Origin of the sequence: Vulcanococcus sp. CPBay_Sum15L08_68 (assembly GCF_017855895.1) — a bacterium.
Lineage (GTDB): Bacteria > Cyanobacteriota > Cyanobacteriia > PCC-6307 > Cyanobiaceae > Vulcanococcus.
In genome coordinates, this window is sequence record NZ_JAFMFX010000029.1 from 1 (window position 1) to 21,206 (window position 21,206).

Annotated in this window: 16 protein-coding genes and 1 pseudogene; 12 read left to right on the plus strand and 5 right to left on the minus strand. The window is 62.4% G+C overall.

Annotated features, from left to right (window positions below; translation table 11 throughout):
* A pseudogene (locus QZ189_RS06440) lies at positions 1-196 on the plus strand (hypothetical protein); the annotation flags it as partial.
* Here QZ189_RS06440 and cobN read toward each other — a convergent pair.
* Positions 193-3,882, minus strand: a complete 3,690-nt coding sequence (cobN, locus tag QZ189_RS06445; RefSeq protein ID WP_296421354.1) for a cobaltochelatase subunit CobN — start codon at positions 3,880-3,882, stop codon at positions 193-195. The pseudogene QZ189_RS06440 and the gene cobN overlap by 4 nt on opposite strands.
* An 86-nt stretch (positions 3,883-3,968) precedes the next feature.
* Here cobN and QZ189_RS06450 point away from each other — a divergent pair, with 86 nt between their 5' ends.
* Genes QZ189_RS06450 through QZ189_RS06460 form a run of 3 tightly spaced genes read left to right on the plus strand, consistent with a single transcriptional unit; the run spans position 3,969 to position 8,803 of the window.
* On the plus strand, positions 3,969-4,886 hold the full coding sequence (locus tag QZ189_RS06450; protein ID WP_296415169.1) for a branched-chain amino acid transaminase: 918 nt from the start codon (positions 3,969-3,971) through the stop codon (positions 4,884-4,886).
* Between the two features lie 7 nt (positions 4,887-4,893).
* Positions 4,894-8,505 carry a methionine synthase gene (metH, locus tag QZ189_RS06455; protein ID WP_296421355.1) on the plus strand — a complete coding sequence of 1,204 codons (3,612 nt, stop codon included), beginning with the start codon at positions 4,894-4,896 and terminating at the stop codon, positions 8,503-8,505.
* 25 nt (positions 8,506-8,530) lie between these two features.
* Complete coding sequence (locus QZ189_RS06460; protein ID WP_296415056.1) at positions 8,531-8,803, plus strand: DUF4090 family protein; 273 nt, start codon at positions 8,531-8,533, stop codon at positions 8,801-8,803.
* Between the two features lies 1 nt (position 8,804).
* Here QZ189_RS06460 and QZ189_RS06465 read toward each other — a convergent pair whose 3' ends face one another.
* Positions 8,805-9,032: a hypothetical protein gene (locus QZ189_RS06465; protein WP_010317004.1), complete on the minus strand. Its 228-nt coding sequence runs from the start codon at positions 9,030-9,032 to the stop codon at positions 8,805-8,807.
* 128 nt (positions 9,033-9,160) lie between these two features.
* On the opposite strand from QZ189_RS06465, the gene QZ189_RS06470 reads away from it, so the two are divergent.
* The 5 genes from QZ189_RS06470 to QZ189_RS11150 are packed head-to-tail and all read left to right on the plus strand — an operon-like array spanning position 9,161 to position 12,981.
* The gene (locus tag QZ189_RS06470) at positions 9,161-9,541 is read left to right on the plus strand and encodes a DUF2237 domain-containing protein (protein ID WP_029626305.1); all 381 of its coding nucleotides are present in this window, start codon (positions 9,161-9,163) and stop codon (positions 9,539-9,541) included.
* A complete protein-coding gene (locus QZ189_RS06475) occupies positions 9,538-10,458 on the plus strand; it encodes an NAD(P)H-dependent glycerol-3-phosphate dehydrogenase (protein ID WP_010317000.1) in 921 nt (306 codons plus the stop codon). The genes QZ189_RS06470 and QZ189_RS06475 overlap by 4 nt, the downstream gene beginning before the upstream one ends.
* A gap of 6 nt (positions 10,459-10,464) precedes the next feature.
* The gene (locus tag QZ189_RS06480; protein ID WP_296415050.1) at positions 10,465-11,361 is read left to right on the plus strand and encodes a PhzF family phenazine biosynthesis protein; all 897 of its coding nucleotides are present in this window, start codon (positions 10,465-10,467) and stop codon (positions 11,359-11,361) included.
* A gap of 36 nt (positions 11,362-11,397) precedes the next feature.
* Positions 11,398-12,237: an ATP adenylyltransferase gene (locus QZ189_RS06485; protein WP_296421356.1), complete on the plus strand. Its 840-nt coding sequence runs from the start codon at positions 11,398-11,400 to the stop codon at positions 12,235-12,237.
* A 60-nt stretch (positions 12,238-12,297) separates the two neighbouring features.
* On the plus strand, positions 12,298-12,981 hold the full coding sequence (locus tag QZ189_RS11150) for a sigma-70 family RNA polymerase sigma factor (RefSeq protein WP_247478454.1): 684 nt from the start codon (positions 12,298-12,300) through the stop codon (positions 12,979-12,981).
* On the opposite strand, the gene QZ189_RS06490 is transcribed toward QZ189_RS11150, so the two are convergent.
* Positions 12,926-13,060 carry a hypothetical protein gene (locus tag QZ189_RS06490; RefSeq protein WP_363155472.1) on the minus strand — a complete coding sequence of 45 codons (135 nt, stop codon included), beginning with the start codon at positions 13,058-13,060 and terminating at the stop codon, positions 12,926-12,928. The genes QZ189_RS11150 and QZ189_RS06490 overlap by 56 nt on opposite strands.
* A 222-nt stretch (positions 13,061-13,282) precedes the next feature.
* On the opposite strand from QZ189_RS06490, the gene QZ189_RS06495 reads away from it, so the two are divergent.
* Positions 13,283-14,848 (plus strand): DUF3370 family protein, encoded by a 1,566-nt coding sequence (locus tag QZ189_RS06495; protein ID WP_296421357.1) that lies wholly within the window; start codon positions 13,283-13,285, stop codon positions 14,846-14,848.
* 25 nt (positions 14,849-14,873) lie between these two features.
* Entirely contained in the window at positions 14,874-15,938 is a 1,065-nt protein-coding gene (locus tag QZ189_RS06500) for a molecular chaperone DnaJ (protein ID WP_296421358.1), read from the plus strand.
* 674 nt (positions 15,939-16,612) lie between these two features.
* Here the strand turns inward: QZ189_RS06500 and apcD are convergent.
* A complete protein-coding gene (gene apcD / locus QZ189_RS06505) occupies positions 16,613-17,107 on the minus strand; it encodes an allophycocyanin subunit alpha-B (protein ID WP_010316991.1) in 495 nt (164 codons plus the stop codon).
* A 108-nt stretch (positions 17,108-17,215) separates the two neighbouring features.
* On the opposite strand from apcD, the gene rlmD reads away from it, so the two are divergent.
* The gene (gene rlmD, locus QZ189_RS06510; protein WP_296421359.1) at positions 17,216-18,592 is read left to right on the plus strand and encodes a 23S rRNA (uracil(1939)-C(5))-methyltransferase RlmD; all 1,377 of its coding nucleotides are present in this window, start codon (positions 17,216-17,218) and stop codon (positions 18,590-18,592) included.
* On the opposite strand, the gene pheT is transcribed toward rlmD, so the two are convergent.
* The gene (gene pheT / locus QZ189_RS06515) at positions 18,581-21,043 is read right to left on the minus strand and encodes a phenylalanine--tRNA ligase subunit beta (protein WP_296421360.1); all 2,463 of its coding nucleotides are present in this window, start codon (positions 21,041-21,043) and stop codon (positions 18,581-18,583) included. The genes rlmD and pheT overlap by 12 nt on opposite strands.
* Between the last annotated feature and the right edge of the window lie 163 nt (positions 21,044-21,206).

The following is a 21,206-nucleotide window of genomic DNA, read 5'->3' on the forward strand; positions in this document are numbered from 1 at the left end:
GATGAGCCAGGCCGAGCTGGACGAGCGCAAGCGTGGTTCCTCCGTCGGCGTGAACGTCCCCGGTGGCCCTGCCGCCATCAACGCCCAGAAGCAGCAAGAGAAAGCTCAGCAGGCCGAAGCACAGCCCACCACCCCGACGAGCACGGCGAAGCCCGGGGACATTGGTGCCTTCAAGGGCTGGGTCAAGGACCTCTAACCCTCGATCAGCGCCTCCGCGTTCAAGACCAGCTCACGCAGATGCGCGAGCTGGTTTTTTTGTGCCCCGCTCCAGAGCCCGCGGTGATGGGCCTCAAGCAGGCGCTCGCCCATGTCCCGCAGGGCCCAAGGGTTGTGGGTTTTCAGGAACTCCAAAACCTCGGGAGATTCAAGCCACTGCTCGCAGATTGAGCCGTAGCTCCAGTCGGGAACCCGACCGGTGCTCGCGTCGTAGGCGAAGAGATAATCGAGGCTGGCGGCCATCTCGAAGCCACCCTTGTAGCCGTGCTGTTGCATGCCTTCAATCCAGCGAGGATTGAGCACGCGGGAGCGCAGCACCTTGTCGAACTCCTTCTCCAGGCGGTGGATGCGAGGACGCTGATGGCGTGAATGGTCCCCGAACCAAACCGCTGGTGCGACACCACGAACGGACTCGACCGCAGCACTCAGCCCGCCCTGGAACTGGTAATAGTCATCGGAATCCAGCAGGTCATGCTCACGGTTGTCCTGGTTTTGCAGCACGACCTGGACTGACGAGAGGCGCTGCTGAAAACCATCCCGGTCGGAGGCAATGCGCAGGGCACCAGTGCCATCACCCTCGTAGCGCCAGCTGCCCCAATTCAGGTAGGCCTCGGCCAGATCACCACGTTCCTCCCAGTCACCACTGTCGATCAGACCTTGAAGGCCCGCGCCATAGGCCCCAGGGGCTGAGCCATAGACCCGCCAGGCATGACCATCCCTTTGCGCGGCTTGCGCGAGCGGGTTCTCCTCAGCCGATTCATCGGCTGCAGCCACCAGAGCCGTGGCGCGGTTGACCCACGCCACCAGCTGGGGAAAGGCGTCTCGAAAGAGTCCTGAGATCCGCAGGGTCACATCCACCCGGGGCCGACCTAAGGCCGACAGGGGAATCAACTCCAGGTCCACCAGCCGTCGACTGGGTCCATCCCAGACCGGGCGGACGCCCAGCAAGGCCAGGGCCTGGCCAATGTCCTCCCCGCCATTGCGCATCGTGCTGGTGCCCCAGACCGACAGGGCGAGATGGCGAAGGGGCTCCCCCTCCTCCATCAAATGCTGATCGAGCAGGAGTTCTGCGCTACGTCGACCCAGGTCCCAGGCTGCTTCCGTCGGCAGCCCGCGCAAATCAACGCTGTAGAAATTGCGGCCCGTCGGTAAAAGATCCGGCCGTCCACGGGTGGGGGCACCGGAGGGCCCCGCCGCGATCCGATCACCTGCTACACCACGCAGAAAGGCCGTGCGCTCGGCCTCACCGCAGCCAAGCAGATTCGGCACGAGCCGTTGGCCAAGACGCTCCAGCACCTGCTCGGTGTGTTGCCCGACGGCCTTGTGGCTGTGGACTTCGCCCAGAAGTGAGCGGCAGAGATCGAGGGCCTGATCTTCAAGCCAGGCGATGGCATCCCCGCAGACCCTGGGGTGTCTGAGGCCGAGGGCGAGTAGCCGCTGCTGATCGACGGGCTCGAGGGGGGATTCTTCTGGGTCACTCCAGGGGTCCAGCTGCAAGGCCGCATCGAGGGCAAGGGCCTGGGTTAGACCGAGACCACCCTCCTGGGGGGGACGGGCCAGACAGGCCAGCAGTTCAGCGAGGGCCTCCGTCTCAGGAAGGGAGCCGAAGCGATGCAGACCGGTTCGGATCTGGGCTTCCTTGAGTTCACAGAGGTAGCCGTCGGCGGCATCGAGGGGATCCGCAGCGTCGCCCGCGGCCAAGACGTCGCTGAGTTCGCTGCGGCTCAGTTGCGTCAGGATCGCGCTGCGGAGCGTCTCGCTCCGAGCACTGCCTAGCTGTACGGATTCCCAGTACTCATCAATCAGAGCCTCGAGTTCCCGCAAGTCGCCATGGAGTCCTGCACGACCAAGGGGTGGGGTGAGGTGATCGAGGATGACCGCCTGGGCACGGCGCTTGGCCTGGGAGCCCTCACCCGGGTCATTGACGATGAACGGATAGAGGTGGGGGATCGGGCCTAAGGCCAGTTCCGGGAAGCAGCCTGGCGAGAGTCCAAGTCCCTTTCCAGGAAGCCACTCGAGGTTGCCGTGCTTCCCCACATGGCAGACCAGCTGGACCGCTGCGGATTGGTTGAGCCAGAGGTAGTGGGCCAGGTAGTGGTGGGTCGGCACCAGATCCGGGGAGTGGTAGCTGAGGCTTGGGTCCCTCTCGTAACCCCGGGACGGCTGGATCATCACCACCACATGGCCGTATTGCAGGCCATGGATGGGGTAGCCCTCCTTCTCCAGCGACGGATCCTGTTTTGGTGAACCCCATTGGGCTTCCAGGCGGCTGCGAGCTGCTGCGGGGATTCCGTCAAACCAAGCCAGGTAGTCGGCAAGGGGAAGGTGATCTAGGGCCTTCAGGTGCGTGCTTTCAGGGTCATTCGTCCGTCCGGCGAGCAACGCCTGAATCAGGCCGTCTCCGTCGCTTGGCAGCTGCTCCGGTAGTCCATAGCCCGCTTGCTTCAGCCAATGCAGCATCGCCGCAGCGCTGGCTGGGGTGTCGAGCCCGACGCCGTTGGCTAATCGCGCATTGCGGGTTGGATAGTTCGCCAGCACCAAGGCCAGACGGCGATCGGACGCCGGGGTCTCGCGCAGGCTGCACCAGCGCTGCACCAATTGCGCAACCCAATCGAGCCGCTCCCGCTCCGGTAGATAGCGATGCAGAGCTGTGGCCAAGCGCGCATCAGCTCTGGTCAGCTCCTTAAAGGCTCCAACGCGTGTGCTGATGCGACCGTCGAGCTCCGGCATCGCCACCTGCAGGGTCAGATCCAGGGAGGACAGACCAATGGGACTGGCGCTCCAAGCCTCCTGCGTTTGGGTGCTGCAGAGCAGCTGGAAGACAGGAACACCGAGCGCGTCCCACAGCGGGGCACCGAGCCCTGCTTCAGCGAACTGCACGGAGGCGAAGGAGGTGGTGCAGACCACAGCCGCCACCTGCTCGCGCTGGAGCAGATCCAGGGTTCCTCGCTGGACCCCTGGGTCCCTAAGGCTGCTGACCCAGAGAGCCCGCGGGGCGAGCCCCTGTGTTCTGAGGGAGTCGAGCAGGGCCTCGGGCAAGGCCAAATCACCGGACTGCAGGAGCGCCCGGTAGAGGATGACACCGACACGCGGTCCGAGATCGTCACGCCAGTCGTGGGCTTTCGGGTCCTCAACGGCGTGGACTTGGGGGAGCTGCAGCTGGCCGTGATCGAGCCAGTGGCCAAGGGAGCCCAGGACCTCCAGAAGATTGGATGTACCCCCTTCCCGGAGGCAGCGGCTGCTGGCTGTGGCGAGTGCAGCGGGAACGCTGCTGAGGCTGGCAAGGGCCTCGTCCTCATCGGCGGTCCCGGCCAGAACGACCAGCGCTCGTTTGGAGTCTGCAGAGGCCCACTGCCGGAACTGCTCGAGGCCATAACTCCAGTGCCCGCGTCCGCCAAGCAGTCGGATCAACACCAGCTGCGTGCCGCCAAGGCTGGTGCGGATGTAGTGATCGAGAACCGCTGGGTGCTGCAGGCTGGCCAGGTTGAGACCTTGGATCTGGCGAGCCGCTCCTGCCGGACAACTGTGCTGATCCAGGCAGGCCGACAGGGCAGCCAAGTCGGTGTCGGCGCTGGAGAGGAACACCAGCTCCGCCCCGGGTTGCTCCACGTAGGTCACCCCGTCATCAGGGCTGTGGCTACCAGGGACAGCCGCAAGACGGTGCATTGCTCCATCTTGCTGGTTCAGCACTCGCGCTTGGGCACCCAGCAGTGAGAGGATCGTCTGCAGCTGTGGCCGCCCCCACCGACCCCATGCATCAGTTCCTGCCCTTCGCCTGGTTCGGTGGCAAGTGTGTGCCCTTTGCGGAGGCCACGCTGTCGGTGGCGACCCATGCCCTGCACTACGGGACCGGTGCGTTTGGCGGAATGCGGGCGATCCCCAATCCGGCCGATGCCAACGAGATTCTTCTGTTCCGGGCCGACCGCCACGCCCGCCGATTAAGTCAGAGCGCGCGTCTCCTACTGACAGAGCTCAGCGAAGACACGATCCACAGCGCGATCCATCAGTTCCTGTGCGCCAATCGCCCCACCTGCCCGGTCTATCTGCGTCCCTTCGTCTACACAAGTGACCTGGGGATTGCCCCGAGGCTGCACAACATTGAGACCGATTTCCTGATCTACGGCCTTGAGCTCGGTGACTATCTCTCCCCTGAGGGGGTGAGCTGCCGGATTAGCTCCTGGACCCGCCAAGAAGATCGCTCCCTGCCCCTGCGCGGCAAGATCAGCGGCGCCTACATCACCAGTTCACTCGCCAAAACAGAGGCCGTCAAGAGCGGTTTTGATGAGGCTCTGCTGCTCAACAGCCGCGGCAAGGTCAGCGAGGCCAGCGGCATGAATCTGTTCCTCGTTCGCGATGGTGTCCTGATCACACCAGGTGTCGATCAGGACATTCTTGAGGGCATCACCCGATCCAGTGTTCTGGAGCTGGCTAAGGCGATGGGGATCCCCACCCTGGAGCGTCCCGTCGACAAGAGCGAGTTATTCATTGCCGATGAAGTCTTCTTGAGCGGTACAGCCGCCAAGGTCACGCCGATTCGTCGTGTGGAAACCACTGAACTCAGTGCTGAGCGTCCGGTGATGACCGCCATTCGCGAGCGCCTGACCGCCATCACCGAAGGGCGTGATCCCGCCTTTGACCATTGGGTCACGCGCATTCGCCTGGACGGTTGATCGGTTGATGCTCGCCACACAACGCATCGGTTTCCTTGAACGCCTGCACAGCCCTGCGCGGCCAGTGCTGGTGTTTGACGGCGCAACGGGAACGTCGTTGCAGCAGATGGATCTGACTGCTGATGACTTCGGCGGCCTGGCCCTCGAGGGTTGCAACGAAAACCTGGTGTTCACGCGCCCGGATGCCGTCCAGGCGGTGCATCGTCAGTTTCTCGAGGCCGGCTGCGATGTGATCGAGACCGACACCTTCGGGGCGACCTCAACGGTCTTGGCCGAGTACGACATCCAAGACAAGGCCTTTGAGCTCAACAAGCGGGCCGCGGAGCTTGCCCGTGAAATGGCGGCGGCCTACTCAACGCCTGAGAAGCCCAGGTTTGTGGCCGGATCGATGGGTCCGACGACGAAGCTGCCAACCCTTGGGCACATTGGCTTCGATGAGATGCGCGACTCCTTTGCGGAGCAGGCCGAGGGCCTGATCGCAGGAGATGTCGACCTGTTCATCGTTGAAACCTGTCAGGACGTCCTGCAAATCAAGGCGGCCCTCCAGGGCATTGAACAGGCCTTTGCCAAAACAGGTGAACGGCGTCCCCTGATGGTCAGCGTGACCATGGAGACCACCGGCACGATGCTGGTGGGCTCGGATATTGCCGCTGTCGTGGCGATCCTTGAGCCCTTTCCGATCGATGTTCTCGGCCTGAACTGCGCGACCGGCCCCGAGCAGATGAAGGAGCACGTCCGCTACCTCTCGGCCCATAGCCCCTTCGTCGTCAGCTGTATCCCCAACGCGGGATTACCCGAGAACATTGGCGGTGTGGCGCACTACCGCCTCACACCCACAGAGATGAAGATGCAGCTGATGCACTTCGTCGAGGACCTGGGTGTCCAGGTGATCGGTGGCTGCTGCGGCACGACTCCGGCCCACATTGCGGCCCTGGCGGAGCTCGCTTCTGAACTGCAACCTGCAGAACGCAGCGTGCGTGGAAGCACTGAGCCGGATGCTGATGCTCCACGGCCAGCCCTGCAGTACGAACCCTCAGCCAGTTCGATCTACGGCGTTACCCCCTATCTGCAGGACAACTCCTTCCTGATCATTGGTGAACGGCTGAATGCCAGTGGCTCCAAGAAGGTCCGGGAGTTGCTGGCTGAAGAGGACTGGGATGGTCTGGTTTCCGTCGCCCGGGGGCAGGTCAAGGAGAACGCCCACGTTCTCGATGTCAACGTCGATTACGTCGGCCGCGATGGCGAGGCCGATATGCATGCCTTGGTGAGCCGTCTGGTCACCAACGTCAACCTTCCCTTGATGCTCGACTCCACGGAGTGGCAAAAGATGGAAGCTGGCCTGAAGGTGGCCGGTGGCAAGTGCATCCTCAACTCCACCAACTACGAAGACGGTGACGAGCGCTTTTTCAAAGTGCTGGAACTGGCGCGTGACTATGGCGCTGGTGTGGTGGTCGGCACCATTGATGAGGAGGGGATGGCCCGCAGCGCAGAGCGCAAATTCGCCATCGCACAACGCGCTTACCGGGACGCCCTGGAATACGGCATTCCAGCCCATGAAATCTTCTACGACCCTCTAGCGCTGCCCATCTCAACGGGCATCGAAGAGGACCGTGAGAACGGCCTCGCCACCGTCCAGGCGATTCGCATGATTCGCGAAAACCTCCCGGGCGTCCATGTGGTTCTCGGTGTCAGCAACGTCAGTTTCGGCCTGTCACCTGCGGCTCGCATCGTTCTGAACTCCGTCTTCCTGCACGACTGCTGTGAGGCGGGCATGGATGCGGCCATCGTGAGCCCTGCGAAAATCCTCCCCCTGATCAAGATCAGTGAGGAGCACCAGCAGGTCTGCCGCGATCTGATCAATGACCGCAGGCGCTTTGAGAACGGCGTCTGCGTCTATGACCCGCTGACGGAGCTCACCACGCTGTTCGAGGGCGTGTCCACCAAGGAAGCCCGCGCCTCCGGTCCCTCCTTGGCAGACCTTCCGGTTGAGGAGCGGCTCAAGCAGCACATCATCGATGGCGAGCGCATTGGCCTTGAGGATGCCCTGCGTCTTGCGCTTGAGACCTACAAACCGCTGCACATCATCAACACCTTCCTGCTTGATGGGATGAAGGTGGTAGGTGAACTCTTCGGCTCCGGCCAAATGCAGTTGCCTTTTGTGCTTCAGAGTGCCGAGACGATGAAGTCTGCGGTGGCTTTCCTGGAGCCATTAATGGACAAGGTGGAGGGTGAGAGTTCAGCGAAAGCGAAGTTCTTGATTGCCACTGTCAAAGGCGATGTCCATGACATCGGCAAGAATCTCGTTGACATCATCCTCACGAATAACGGCTACGAGGTGATCAACCTGGGCATTAAGCAGCCCGTCGAGGCCATCATTGAGGCGCAGCAGAAGCACAACGCTGATTGCATTGCCATGAGTGGGTTGTTGGTCAAGTCAACGGCCTTCATGAAGGACAACTTGGCTGCGTTCAATGAGGCAGGGATCAATGTCCCTGTGATCCTTGGTGGTGCTGCGTTGACCCCTCGCTTTGTCAATAAGGACTGCCGTGAGGTTTATGCCGGTCAGGTGATTTACGGCCGCGATGCGTTTGCTGACCTGCGGTTCATGGATGCCCTCGTGACCGCCAAAGCGGATGAGCAGTGGGACAACGCCAAGGGGTTCCTGGGTGCGATTCCCGAGGGCCTTGGTCTGGACAATGCTGGCGAATCTGACGGTCAGCCAGAGGGCTCTGGCGGCAAGGCAGCGGCTGAATCGACTCCCGCTGCGCTAACTCCCGTCTCAACGGAACGCTCCGAAGCCGTCCCTGAAGAGCCAGCCCTCACCCCTCCGTTCTGGGGAAGTCAGGTCCTGCGGGAAGACGCGATCGACATCGAATCTGTCTTCGCCTACCTGGATCGCAATGCCCTCTTCGCCGGGCAGTGGCAACTGCGCAAGGCCCAAGGACAGTCCCGCGAGGACTATGAGGCCATGCTCGCTGAGAAGGCTGAGCCGGTCCTCGCCCACTGGAAGCAGCGCTGCATCGATGAGGCCCTGCTGAGCCCTCGGGTGGCCTACGGCTACTACCCCTGTGGCCGTGATGGAAATGCCCTTGTGGTGCTTAACCCTGAGCAACACGACCAGGAGCTCGGACGCTTTGAGCTGCCGCGCCAGCGATCAGGCAACCGCTACTGCATCGCTGATTTCTATCGCGACCTCGCCCCCGGGGCCACAGACGTGCTGCCGATGCAGGCGGTGACCATGGGTGAGCGGGCCACCGAATTCGCCCAGGAGCTCTTCAAGGGCGATCAGTACAGCGACTACCTGTACTTCCATGGACTTGGCGTTCAAATGGCAGAGGCCTTGGCCGAATGGGTCCATGCCCGCATTCGCAGCGAGCTGGGCTATCCGGACCCCGCAGACATGCCCCTGCGCGATGTCTTAGCTCAGCGCTATCGCGGCAGTCGCTACTCCTTTGGTTATCCCGCCTGCCCCAACGTCCCGGATTCCCGTCAACAGCTCACCTGGCTGGGTACGGATCGCATTGGGTTGAGCATGGACGAGAGCGACCAACTGGAGCCCGAGCAGAGCACCACAGCTCTGGTCGCCCTGCACAGCCAGGCTCGCTATTTCTCCGCTTAGGGTCAGGGCCCCTCACCCTTGACCGATGGCCATTGCCGGACCTGGCGGCGTCGATGCTGCAATCGCCTCAGGCATTGATCTCGATGGAAGCCCGATCCCTCAGGAGATGCTGGCCCTCTACAACGAGGTGATGGATCTGGAGAGTCAACGGGCCCGCAGCGGCGTCAAAAAATCAATGCGGAACCGTGTGGTTAAAACCGGCTCGAAGCACTTTGACCAACAGACCCTCGATGCACGCCTCAAGGCGGCTGGCTGGGATGGCCTGAAGGACAAAGAGGTCGCCTTCTTCTACGGCTGAATCAGCCGCAGAGATTTTCCATGGTGTCGATCACTTCCTGTTGGAACTCCTCGAGGTCAGAGGAGTCCGATAGATCGACACCTTCTCCAGCCGCGTTCTGAGCTAACTCCTGGAAGTGGAATGCGCCCTCGCCGTTGGCCAAGAACTCAATGGCAGAGCTCTCGCCGCTCTCCTTGAAGGCATCGCAAAGGGCCAGGAAGGCGCCGTCTTCGGTGAAGTCCCAGCTCATGTAGGGGGGTTGGCTGAATGACCTTTAACGCCTTACCCCCCGATCCCGTCAACCTCCCCGGCGGTTTTGTTCCACTCCTTCGTCAGAATTGACGTCATTCACCGGCTGAAACCGGGCACAACCCAACGATGAACGCAGCTGAGACCACGTCCCTCAACGTTCTTGGAGAACCGTTGCAGGAGTGTGGATGTGACCCGATGACTGGCTGGTTTCGCGACGGCAGCTGCCGCACCAACGCAGCGGATTTGGGGCGTCACAGCGTCTGTTGCGTCGTCAATGAACAATTCCTCAGCTACTCGAAGGCTCAGGGGAATGATTTGACGACCCCGATGCCCGCCTATGGCTTCCCCGGGCTCAAACCCGGTGACCATTGGTGCGTCTGTGCAGCCCGTTGGCTCGAGGCCTACCAAGACGGCATGGCCCCACCCGTCCGCCTCGCAGCTTGTGAGGACTCCAGCCTGGACGTGATTCCCCTCGAGCTGCTTCAGGCCCACGCGGCGGACCAGTGACCGCCCTCAGCATCGGTGTCCTGGGCCTTGGGGCTTGGGGGCAGACCCTTTCTGATTTGTTCAGCCGCCAGGGGCACCAGATCAAGGTTTGGAGCCGCCGCAGCGGAGGGTCCCCTCTCGAAGCGATACGTGCTGTCGATTTGGTGCTGGTGGCCGTCTCCCTTGCAGGGAGCAAGCAGCTGGCCACAGACCTAGCTGGGGACTGGGACCTGCGAGTGCCGCTGCTGAGCTGTAGCAAGGGGCTCGACCCCGAGACCCAGCTCACCGCAAGTCAGATCTGGCAGGCCGCTAATCCCGAGCTCAACCCTCTGGTGCTGAGTGGTCCCAACCTTGCGACTGAATTGGCCCAGGGCTGCCCGGCGGCGAGTGTTTTGGCCGGGGTGGAGCTCGATCGGGTTCAGCAGCTGCAGCGGCAGCTCAGCTCCGATCAGCTGCGGCTTTATGCCAGTGCCGATCCGCTTGGAGTGGAACTCGCGGGTGCGCTTAAAAACGTGATGGCGATCGCGGCTGGTATCTGCGATGGCCTGCAGCTCGGAGCCAACGCCAAGGCCTCGTTGCTCTGCCGGGGGATGGCGGAGATGGGACTGGTGATTCAGAACCTGGGGGGAGAGCAGGGCAGCCTCTACGGGTTGGCGGGTCTGGGTGATCTCTTGGCAACAGCGAACAGCCCCCTCAGCCGGAACTACCGCTTTGGTTTGGCCCTGGCGGGAGGGGCCAGTGCCAGCGAAGCCCAAGCCAGCGTTGGCGCCACTGTCGAGGGATTCAAGACTGCCCAGGCTGTTGCGGCACTGGGCGAGCGCCACGGCTGGTCCCTACCGATCTGCCAGCAGGTGGTGCGTACGGCAGACGGCCGAAGTAGCCCCCAAGAGGCGGTTCATGCCTTAATGCAGCGGTCCCTTCGTGATGAGCAGGCCTAGCGCTGGATGCCTGAGCTTCCTTCCGATCCAACGGCGCGGCGGGCTCTGCTGATCGAGGCGTTTGCTGATGGTCCCCTGTGCGGCAACGGCGCAGCGGTGGTGGAACTGCAGGAGGCGGCCAGCCCAGAGTGGATGCAGGCCCTGGCGGGCAGTTTGAAGCAATCTGAGACGGCCTTTCTTTGGCTGAACCCCAGGCAGCAGTGGTGCATTCGCTGGTTCACACCAACCTGTGAGGTGCCCCTCTGCGGCCATGCAACGCTGGCCGCAACCCTGGCCCTGCAGCACTGGAACCTGGTTCCAGTAGGAGACGAGCTCCGCCTGGCGAGCCGAAGCGGTGGCTTAGCGGTTCGCGTTGATCCGCAGGTGAGGGGAGCTGCCTCCCTGGTGCTGCCCAGCGAACCCCTCATCCATGAGCAGGCACCGAGCTATCTGAGGCAGGTTCTGGACAGCGACGTCTTGGGCTACTGGCGCTCGAACTTGGGCTATCGCGTCGTACTCGTGGACAGCGCGCTGATCCTGCGGGAGCTCCGGGGGGTGAGTGAGCGCCTCGAAGGGGCTGATCGTCAAGGTCTGGTGGTGATGCAGGCCGGGAGCTCCGCTGAGCTCTTTGGCCAGACCTGCGACTACCAGCTGCGCTTCTTTGCCCCAGGCCTCGGCATTGAGGAGGATCCGGTAACGGGTTCAGCCCATGCCCTCGTCGCCCCCTGGTGGGCCGATGCGCTCGGCAAGTCCACCCTGCACGGCTGGCAGCCCTCGGCCCGCTGCGGCGGGATGCGCTGTGAGCTCCAGGAGGGTTACCGCGTGCGCCTCAGTGGTCTGGGCCATGTCCTCTGGTCAGGCTCAGTCGCAGCCGGCCCTCCAGGGCATGTTCCAGGCGACTGGAGCGTCTGCAGTCAGGACTGAGTGGCGCTTTAATCAGATCTGGCCTTGGTCAAGGAGATGGGCGTTCTGGGGCGCTACGGCACAGCAGCGCTGCGCTGCAGCGACGTGGCTGAAGCCAACGGTGCGCTGGTCCCCCTGGATACCGCTGTGGAAGGCCTTGCGCGCTGCGAGCCATTCGTCATTCGCCGACTGGAATCGGCCACACCGAAACATCTGCGCCGGGAGGGGCCCAAGCCAAATCCCTTTCTTCCCTGGGATCAGCGCCTGGAGGTGGAACGACTCGGAAGCAGCCACCTGTTGCTGCTGAACAAGTTTCCCGTTCAACGGGGCCACCTGCTCTTGATCACGCAGCAGTGGAGGCCGCAGGCCGGATGGCTTGAGCCTGCCGACTGGATGCAACTCGCGGCCGTGGATGCCTGCACCAGTGGTCTTTGGTTTTTCAATAGTTGCCCCGAAGCCGGGGCGAGCCAGCCCCATCGCCACCTGCAGCTGCTGCCGCGGGAGCCGTCTGAGGTCTGTTGTCCCCTCGACAGCGCTATCCGGGCCCAACTGGCTGGATTGGAGGATCCCTGGCCCTGGCGCTATCGCGTGAGTCACCGGACCGCACCGGCTGGGGCTGAAGCGGCGGTGGAACTCGAGCGCCTCTACCTCGAGCAAACGGAGAGCTTGGGTCTTGGGCAACCGTCGATGTCCGAGCACCCAGGAGCTCCCTACAACGTGCTGATCAGCCCCGACTGGTTCATGACCGTGGCCCGCACCAGGGAGCACGCGGCGGGGTTCAGCGTGAATGCCCTTGGTTTTGCTGGCTACCTACTGCTCACGAACGGCTCCGATCGGGATTGGCTCGAGCGCCATGGTCCTTTGGAGCTGCTGCGAACGGTGGCTCAACCTCGGTGAATTCACCGACGACGCGGGGGACGGGTCAAGGTTTTGCTGAAGCAAGCACACCTTGTTTCCATGCCCACCACGCGGGAGCAGGCCGCAGAAGTTAAGCGGCATCGCGGTCTTGTCCTCGGAACAGCACGGCACTACGCCCAGCGCTGCAGGGAACCCGTCGACGATTTGATCCAGGCTGGCTGGGTCGGTTTCCTCAGGGCCTCAGCGCGGTTTCAGCCAGGACCTGACCGCAGCCTTGGTGCCTATGCCAAGCCCTTTGTCCGCGGCGCAATCCTTCGGCACCTCAGAGACAACAGCCGGCTGGTGCGCTTGCCCCGATCTGTTCAGGATCGGTTAGCGCAGTTGAACAAGATTGAGGCCGCTACTGGCAACCAAGCAACAGTGGGCTTAGGCCGCCGACTGGGCTGGAGTGAGACAGCCTTGCGTGTCCTGCAGCAGGCCGAACAGCTAGAGAGGCTCGATTGGCTTGACCCTGAGCGCTGTGAGGGGATCGCAGCCATGGACGACGAGACAGACCCGTTGCTGCCACGGGCAATGGCGCAGTCCTGGTTGGCGTCGATCCAGCAACGCCACAGTCAGGTTGTGGAGCTTGTGGTCTTGGAGGGCTACAGCCTGCGCCGGACCGCTGGTCTGCTGGGGATCAGCTCCGCAACGGTCCGGCGCAGGCTTCACGCTGGACTGGAGGAGCTCAGGACTCGCTGGAATCCTGCATTTGGCGCTCGAGGGTGCTCAGGGCCGCATTGATCGCCGCCAGCTGACGCTCCAGACCGTCGCGCCAGAAGGTCAACATCTGATGCTTGCGCTCTTGGTGACGGCGACGCATCTGGGCCGGAGAACCCGCATCAGCGCAAGCAAAGAACGGAGGAATCATGGAGAATGCTTGAGTTCAATCGTTCTAGCCAGCAGCAGTGGTTTGCCGCGACAGGCGGCAGGAGCATCAGCCTCTGTGTTGATTTCGATCAGCCGGAGATAAAAGAATTCGGAGCAGCAACGCACCCCACCGCCAATCATTCGCACGTTGAGAGCAGTTGGTCCCATAGGTCTGATGAGACCCCTCGCAATTGCTCTCGTTGGCGGCGTGTTGATCGCCCCTATCCCGGCTCAAGCCGATGTGGCCTTGATGGCCGGCCAGCAGGCCCGGCCGCTGCAGGGTGCGTTCAACACCGTTCCGGTCCTGCACTCCAACCAACCGGAGGAGGTGCATGGACCAGGCATCCTGGTGACGACAACACCCGGACAGACCATTGCGGCGGAGACGGGACAACCCCTTGCCAACGCCACTTACACCTTTAACGGTGAGTTCGGCCTTCACGTTCACCACAAGTACTACCCGAATGACAAGAGCCGCATGGGTAGCGGTGGTGGACGCCGCGGTGAACTCACCCTGGCCACCCTGCTGATCAACCCCAGCAGTCAGCCCGTTCACATTCGCTTTGAGAAAGGGGCTGTCCGCAACAGCTTTGAAGCGCCCTACCAGTCCGACAATCTGATGGGCGTGAAGCCTCTCGGCCATCGCCCATGGAACACCGGGCCAGGGGACGCGACAGCCGTGCAAATGCTGCGCGGCAAGCTGGACCGGAGACTGGCCGATGAGATCACCATCCCCGCCCGCAGCAGGATTGTTCTCTTCAGCACTCAACTCCCAGCCAAGGGCATTGCCAATGGACTGCTGAAGGGACGAAGCGATGGACCGTTCCAGATGGCTGTGGTGGCCGCCGAGGATCCCCAGTCCGATGCAGATCTGATCGCTGTCCTGGATCAACGGCGTTTGGCACCGGGTCGGGTTTACCTCAGCCGGATTCGCCAAATTGAAAACGGCACGGTCTTCTCACGGGTGGCGGGCGTCGCCATTGGCGACGAATACACCGCAAGCGTGTCCCATGACCTCCAGCAAGGTGCACTGCACGTGCCCCTCACCAGCACCAACCGCCACCATTTCGGCACCGGGGAAGTTCAGATCAATCCCCTGGTCACCCGAATGGTTGATTCCTCGTTAAACAACGTCGGGACCTACGGGGTGCGCTTTGACGTCACCATGAATCTCACGGGCACAGGCCCCCACAAGTTGGTGCTCAGCCATCCCACGATCAATGGCCGAGGCAAATTCACCGCCTTCCGCGGCTCAATCCGCATCGAAACATCCGATGGATACCAAGAGGTCCACGTCGGGATGAAGTCCGGCGAAAGCCTCCCCATTGCCGACCTTTATCTACGGCCGGGTCAGAGCAATCCCGTCAAGGTCAGCCTGGTCTATCCAGCGGATGCAACCCCTGGGCACCTGCTGAGCGTGGTTTCGGACCAGCAATTGGCCAATCTCAAACAACGGGAGACGATGACTGCGGTCGCTGCTGCCGCCACAAAACAAAGCCCACCCGAGGTTCCCGTAGCGGCGATCAAGTCACCAGTCTTTGAGCCTGTGACGATCAGGCCGGCTGCGCCACCTGTCGTCGCTCCCCCGCAATGGGTCGAGCCCCCACCGGCACTTCCCAATCTGGAGGGCGTTTCTGCCGCAGTGATCAACCCGACACGCATGAGTGAGAGCTTGATGCTCCGCTACCAGCAGGCTGTCGAGGCCCAACAAAAGATGATGAACTCCCTGTTGGGTCGATAACCTCAACAACAGTTCCCGAGCCTGAGTGAGCCAGCGAGAGACCGACAAACGGCGGATCTCGCTGGAACTCAGCGAGGAGCTTTTGGACTGGATCGACGGGCTGAAAGGTCAGCTCGGCTTGCGCAGCCGCGGCGCCACGGTTGAACGCCTACTTCAGGAAGTCAGGGGATCCCAGGACGAGGACGCAGACCAGGACGACTCCTCGCAATCGCAGCCTCACAAGACTCCGGAGGGGGAGGAACGGGACTCACTCGAGGTCGAAGAAGAGCAGAGACCCATTCCCCTCGACGAAGACCTTTCAATTGTTCTCGTGCACTCAGGCTTAGTCGCACAGCGAGACCAGAGCCGTGTCTCATCCGAGAGCAGTGAGGTTTTGCGGGAGGGGTCCCCGGAGCCTCCTGCCGCCACAGGCGGCATTCAGCTTCCCGGCTTCGTGCGCAAGCAAGCCAAGCGCGTCAAGCAAACCCTCGACGCGCCTCCCCGCGCGGCGACGCCTGACGCCACGTTGGCCCTGATCCACCGGCTTGAACTGGAACAAGCCATGCAACAGGTCGCCTCGCACTGGAGCGAGGTCTACGGCCAAGCGCCAACGGAGGCTGCGCTGGAAGCGGCCATGGTCTGGCTCGGCCGGGATATCTGGCCGCAATCGGGGGACAGCGACGGACGTCCCTTCGGCTGGAACCTGGTTCAACAGGTGATGTTCTCCTATGCGCCCGAGTGGGAGGAGGGGACCCCGACCCTTGAGCGCGTGATCGTTGCTGCGGGAATCCTTGAGGACCCCTTTGGTGGATCAACGCTGGCCGCACGTGTTCCGAGCTTGATCACACGCTTCGTCCAGCGTCACCGAAGCCGCAGCAAGCGAAGCACCTCCTTTGATGCCATCGACAACAGCATGACGGTGCACAGCGCCCTGAAGATGCTCCAGCTCGCCACGGTCGCCGATCGCCCCTACAGCCTGCGGGAGATCAGGGAGGCCTACCGCACCCAAGCCGTCAGCCATCACCCTGATGCCGGCGGATCAGCTGATGCGATGCGTCGCCTCAACGAGGCCTACCAGTTCCTCAAGGAGCGCTATCGCGACGTTGCCTAATCACAGGTCGCAGACGAGACTCGTCGCCGGTCTTGAGATGCGACGATTCTCAGACACTAAAGCAGTGTGGATTAGTTCTTTATAGATAGGCATTTGTCGTTGTTTTGGCTGCACGAGGCAATGCATTGACAGCCTGCACAAGACCGAGCATTCAGGCGATGTCCTTGCATCTCACCAGCACTGTCCAACACTCTGGACAACGCTCAAGAAGTCAGTTCAGGCCTGCTTTCCCAAAGGCGCGTACCTGCTGTAGACACAGGTACGCGTCTGATTCCTTCTGGGTATCGGCTCATTTCCGGTGTTTTCCGGCAAAACCAACTCGATCGTCTCCTATTGGTCCTACTGAGGGTCTAGGCCTGGAAGGCCACTGCGACCCACGAGAAGAGCTTCGGTAAAAGTCTGCGCAAGTCCAGCCAGAGGCATTCGAGGAGTGTTTCAGTCGGTACGCCTGAGACGCAGTTCAGGTCTTGTGATGAGGAGATGATGGGACTGACAATGTCGCGCTGTTTCTCACCCTTTCGGTCGTGCAGAGAATGAGTCTCAGGCAACCCATTAGACCAGCGCGCTGAGACTATGCACGCGTCTCATCCAGGACAAGAGCGACATGTCTAATCCTGTGAGTGAGCATGAAAAAAGCCGGCGTGTGCCGGCCGATGACTCAAGAGGGATGAAGCTCAGCAGGGGGTCTGCATTCCTTGAATCAAGAAATCGAAGTAAGGAGCGGCGACGGCAGCATCCTCTTGGCTGAGCAGCACCAGAGCGGCTTCCTTCATGCAACGCATGGATTCGACCATGCCGGGCATCGGAACACCGAGGCTGTTGTACATCTCACGAGCACCCTCGAGGCCAATCTTCTGAATCAGCTCGGTGCTCCCAGCCAGGACGCCGTAGGTGACCAGACGCAGGTACCAGCCGAAGTCGCGCAGGCACTGGGCCCGTTGCTTAGAGCCGTAGGCGTTGCCGCCAGGTGCGACGTATTCGGGCTTACGGCTGAAGAGCTGCTTCGAGGCTTCGTCAACGATCTTCTTTTCGTTGTCAGTCAGGATCCGGACAACGGAAAGGCGATTGGAGCCGGTGGAGAGGAACTCCACCATGGAGCGCAGCTCACCGCCGGTGGGATAGCGGAGCTGATCGTCTGCCTGAAGGATCAGATCGCGTACGACGCTCATCGAAACCACCATTGACCCAGCCACTGTATCCAGGACAAGCGCTGAAAAGCCCCGCTCTGAGCAGGTGTTTACGCACCGATAGGGTCAAAGAAGGACGGCAAGCGGGTGATGGCAGCAAGCAAGGTGCAGTTGGGCTCAACCATCGAGGTCCTGGTCACAGGGCTGGGCCATGAGGGCCAGGGCGTGGGCCGCTGGATGGAAACCGCTGTGTTTATCCCCGGGGCACTGCCTGGTGAAACGGTTCAAGCCCGTGTGCGCCGTTGTGCCAAGCGGCATCTGGAGGCTGATCTGCTGGAGGTCAGTCAGGCGAGTCCCGAACGGGAAAAGCCGCCGTGCATCCTTGCGGAGCGCTGTGGAGGCTGCAGCCTGCAGCACTGCTCCAGTGCGATGCAGCTGGAGTTGAAGCGGGACCTGGTGCAGCAGAGCCTGAGCCGGCTGGCCAAATTGGAGACCAGCGTTGAGGCGGTTTGGGGCTGTGAGCAGGGCTTTGGATACCGAAATCGCGCCCTCATCCCACTGGAGCGCGCGGAGGACGGCCGCTTGAGGGCGGGCTACTACAGACGCGGCAGCCACAAGATCGTCAATCTCAATCACTGCCCGGTCCTTGATCCAAGGATCGATGCCTTGATTGAGCCAATCAAGAAGGATTTGGAGAAGACCGGCTGGCCCGTTGATGTGAACCTCAGCGCCAAAGGCGGGCTGCGTCATCTGGCCCTACGGGTGGGATCAGCAACGGGGGAAATCCTGATCACGCTGGTGAGCAGCCACCGGCAACTCAAGGGACTTGAGTCCCTGGCCCAACGCTGGATGGAGCGATGGCCGGAGGTCGTCGGGGTCGGGCTCAACGTTCAGCCGAAGGCCTCCAACGTCGTAATGGGCCCAGAGACTGACCTGATCGCCGGACGCGCCTGGCTACTTGAAATCTTTGATGGCATTGAGCTGCGCATCGCAGCCGACACCTTCTTTCAAGTCAACACAGCCCAAGCGCAGCGGCTGGTTGAACCACTGCGGCAATTCTTTGCTGCAGGGAAGAGCGCAACGGTGATCGACGCCTACAGCGGAATCGGGACCTACAGCCTGCCCTTGGCACGCTCTGGCCTGAAGGTTCTGGGCCTTGAGGTGCATCCGTTATCGGTCAGCCAAGCCACGGCCAATGCCGAACGCAACGGGATCACGACCGCCTTTTTTGAACAGGCTGACGTGGCCGCGGTGCTGGCCGAGCGGTTGAAGATGACCGGATCCCTCCTGGTGGATCCGCCCCGCAAGGGACTGAGTGCCGAGGCGCTCGGCGCCATCCTTGATGGCACTCCAGATCGGTTGGCCTACATCAGCTGCAATCCCTCGACCCTGGCGAGGGACTTACAGCAACTCTGCGGTGAAGAAGGCGGCTACCGCCTTGAGACGGTTCAACCGGTTGATTTCTTCCCTCAGACGAGCCATGTCGAGACCCTGGCCCTACTGACCCACAGCGGTTCAGCCGCGTAGCTGGGCACCGAACTGCTTTTCGAGGGCCGCACGGATTTTCTCGTGCGCCTCGTCGACCTCGGTGTCCTTGAGCGTGCGCTTGGGATCCCGATAGCGCAAGCGGAACGCCTGGCTGCAGGAGCCTTGCGCGACCTGCTCTCCGTCGTAGCGGTCCACCAGTTCAGCCTGCTCCAGGAGGGGCTTGCCCGCCTTGCGGATCGCATTCAACAGCTGAGCGCTGGCGGTGTCCGTTGGGACCACAAGGGCGAGATCGCGCTCGGAGGCGGGCACCGTGGCAAAGGGGGCAAAGCTGGGTTGCCAGCGATTGCGCCGGGTCGCCGCACTCAACAGCGCGCCAACCTCCAATTGGAAGAGATAAGTGGTGGCCGGTAGATCGAACTGCTCCGCAAGGGCCGGATGGATCTGACCGAAATACCCCAGTGGCCGCCCTTCAACCACGATCTGGGCTGCACGACCGGGATGGAGCAGCGGATGATCACTCAACCGCCTGTCCTCCAAGGGCAGCTTCAGGGCGGCGAGTGCTGATTGGAGAACACCACGGGCACTGAAGTAATCAGGCGCTTGGGGCTTGCCGCTTTGGCTCCAGAGCTCGGCCTGACGGGAACCACAGATCACACCAGCGAGGTGTTGGCTTTGCGGTGAACCCTGGGCCTTGGCATCAAACACATTGCCAATCTCGAAGGCCCAAAAACCGCCACGACCAGCCTTCAGGTTGCGCTGCGCCGCCGAAAGCAGGTCATCGACCAGGCTGTCGCGCAGGTGGCTGTAGTCGGCCAACAACGGATTGGCGAGGGCGACGCGGCGGCTGGGATCAGCACCCGGACGGTCGACCTCTGCAGGGCCGAGGGACAGGCTGCAGACCTCCTGGAGACCAGCGCTAGCCAAGAGGCGGCGCAGCCGGCGCTCGGCCTCCTGCAGCGGGGTCAGCCCCCCCGGGGCAATGGGGTCCGGCAGGTGACTGGCGAAACGGTCGTAGCCCACCAAGCGGGCAACCTCCTCAATCAGATCCACCTCCCGTTGCAGGTCCATGGCCCGGGCAGGCGGAACCTGCACCAACCAACCCTCCTCGCCGGCCTGAAGGCTGCAGCCCAGGGCCTCGAGGATCCGCTCGATCTCCGCATCCTCTAGATCGATCTCCTCGCCATCGGCCGTGACCACAGGACCGAGGAGGTTGTGCAATGCGTCGCGGCGTAGCTCGAGTGGCGGCTTGGCTCCCTCGACACGTTGATGCAGCCAGCGACCGTCCAGTTGGGCCCCGCAGATCTCCTGCAGCAAGGCCACGGCGCGGTCGGCGGCAGACAGGGTGACTTCGAGCGGCAGGCCCTTTTCAAAGCGACTGCTGGCGTCGGTCCGCAGCCCCAAGCTGCGGGCGCTCTTGCGGACGGTCTGGGGAGCAAACATCGCCGCCTCGAGCCAGATCGATGTGGTCTTCTCCTGAACAGCCGACGCGTCACCGCCCATGACACCGGCCAGCGCAATCGCGTGGTCCGCGTAGCTCACGACCCAGGCGTCTTCACTGAGGCTGTGGTCGCTGCCATCGAGGGTCGTGAAGGCTTCGCCAGGACGGCCAGCGCGGAGATCGATCGCCGCTGGGTCGAGGCGGCCTTCGCTCAATTGGGCCAGTCGATCTGCATCAAAGGCATGCAGGGGCTGTCCCTGCTCCAGCATCACCAGGTTGGTGATGTCCACGACGTTGTTGATCGGCCGGAGACCAGCACGCTCGAGTCGGCTCTGGAGCCAACGGGGCGAGGGGCCGACCTTGAGGCCCGAGAGGGCGGTCAGACTGAACAGGCCGCCGTCTTCGATGCGGTCTTGAACATCGGCGCCCACAGGCAGTGCCTCGGAGCTGACCACCGGTGCTGCGGAGGGCAGGTTGAGGGTTGCCCCAGTCAGTGCAGCCACCTCGCGGGCGATGCCGAGCATCGAGAGACCATCGGGGCGGTTGGCGGTAATCGCCAACTCCAAGACCTGATCGTCGAGACCAAAGAGGGGGCCAACCGGGCTGCCGATGGCCGGAACGGACTCAAGGGCCTCCTCGAGAACAACAATTCCGTCCGAGCTATCGGCCAACCCGAGCTCTGAGAGCGAGCAGATCATTCCGCTGCTGGCGACCCCGCGCAGCTCTGCGGGCTTGATCTTTAAATCGACGGCCGGCAGGTAGGCCCCCACGGTGGCGACGGCGACGTGAATGCCGGCGCGCACATTTTTGGCTCCACAGACGATCTGTAGCGGAGCTTCAGCGCCGACTGAGACCGTGCAGACGCTCAGCTTGTTGGCGTCCGGGTGGGGTTCCCGCTGCTCAACAAAACCAACCACCACCCCTGCTGCACGGGCGGCCAGATCGGTGATCTCCTCCACCTCGAAGCCGGCAATCGAGAGCTTCTCAGCGAGAACGTCCGGTGCCAGATCGCAGGCCACCAGCTCCCGGAGCCATTGGAGCGAGACCTGCATCTGACACGGGCAAACAGAGCGTCGACTTTAAAGAGGCAAGACACCAGGCCAGGTCAGGCGACAAGGTATGGTTGTCCACTGTCCAATCGCATCGCACAAGCGGCGCAACGTCCTTTATGGCTAAGAACAAGGGCGTCCGGATCGTGATCACTCTCGAGTGCAC

What these genes read in the sequence shown, in the direction of transcription:
- cobN (WP_296421354.1), bottom strand. Translation starts at nt 3,882, where the DNA reads ATGCACCGTCTTGCGGCTGTCCCTGGTAGCCACAGCCCTGATGACGGG.
- QZ189_RS06450 (WP_296415169.1), top strand. Translation starts at nt 3,969, where the DNA reads ATGCATCAGTTCCTGCCCTTCGCCTGGTTCGGTGGCAAGTGTGTGCCC.
- metH (WP_296421355.1), top strand. Translation starts at nt 4,894, where the DNA reads ATGCTCGCCACACAACGCATCGGTTTCCTTGAACGCCTGCACAGCCCT.
- QZ189_RS06460 (WP_296415056.1), top strand. Translation starts at nt 8,531, where the DNA reads ATGGCCATTGCCGGACCTGGCGGCGTCGATGCTGCAATCGCCTCAGGC.
- QZ189_RS06465 (WP_010317004.1), bottom strand. Translation starts at nt 9,032, where the DNA reads ATGAGCTGGGACTTCACCGAAGACGGCGCCTTCCTGGCCCTTTGCGAT.
- QZ189_RS06470 (WP_029626305.1), top strand. Translation starts at nt 9,161, where the DNA reads ATGAACGCAGCTGAGACCACGTCCCTCAACGTTCTTGGAGAACCGTTG.
- QZ189_RS06480 (WP_296415050.1), top strand. Translation starts at nt 10,465, where the DNA reads ATGCCTGAGCTTCCTTCCGATCCAACGGCGCGGCGGGCTCTGCTGATC.
- QZ189_RS06485 (WP_296421356.1), top strand. Translation starts at nt 11,398, where the DNA reads ATGGGCGTTCTGGGGCGCTACGGCACAGCAGCGCTGCGCTGCAGCGAC.
- QZ189_RS11150 (WP_247478454.1), top strand. Translation starts at nt 12,298, where the DNA reads ATGCCCACCACGCGGGAGCAGGCCGCAGAAGTTAAGCGGCATCGCGGT.
- QZ189_RS06490 (WP_363155472.1), bottom strand. Translation starts at nt 13,060, where the DNA reads ATGCGTCGCCGTCACCAAGAGCGCAAGCATCAGATGTTGACCTTCTGG.
- QZ189_RS06495 (WP_296421357.1), top strand. Translation starts at nt 13,283, where the DNA reads ATGAGACCCCTCGCAATTGCTCTCGTTGGCGGCGTGTTGATCGCCCCT.
- apcD (WP_010316991.1), bottom strand. Translation starts at nt 17,107, where the DNA reads ATGAGCGTCGTACGCGATCTGATCCTTCAGGCAGACGATCAGCTCCGC.
- rlmD (WP_296421359.1), top strand. Translation starts at nt 17,216, where the DNA reads ATGGCAGCAAGCAAGGTGCAGTTGGGCTCAACCATCGAGGTCCTGGTC.
- pheT (WP_296421360.1), bottom strand. Translation starts at nt 21,043, where the DNA reads ATGCAGGTCTCGCTCCAATGGCTCCGGGAGCTGGTGGCCTGCGATCTG.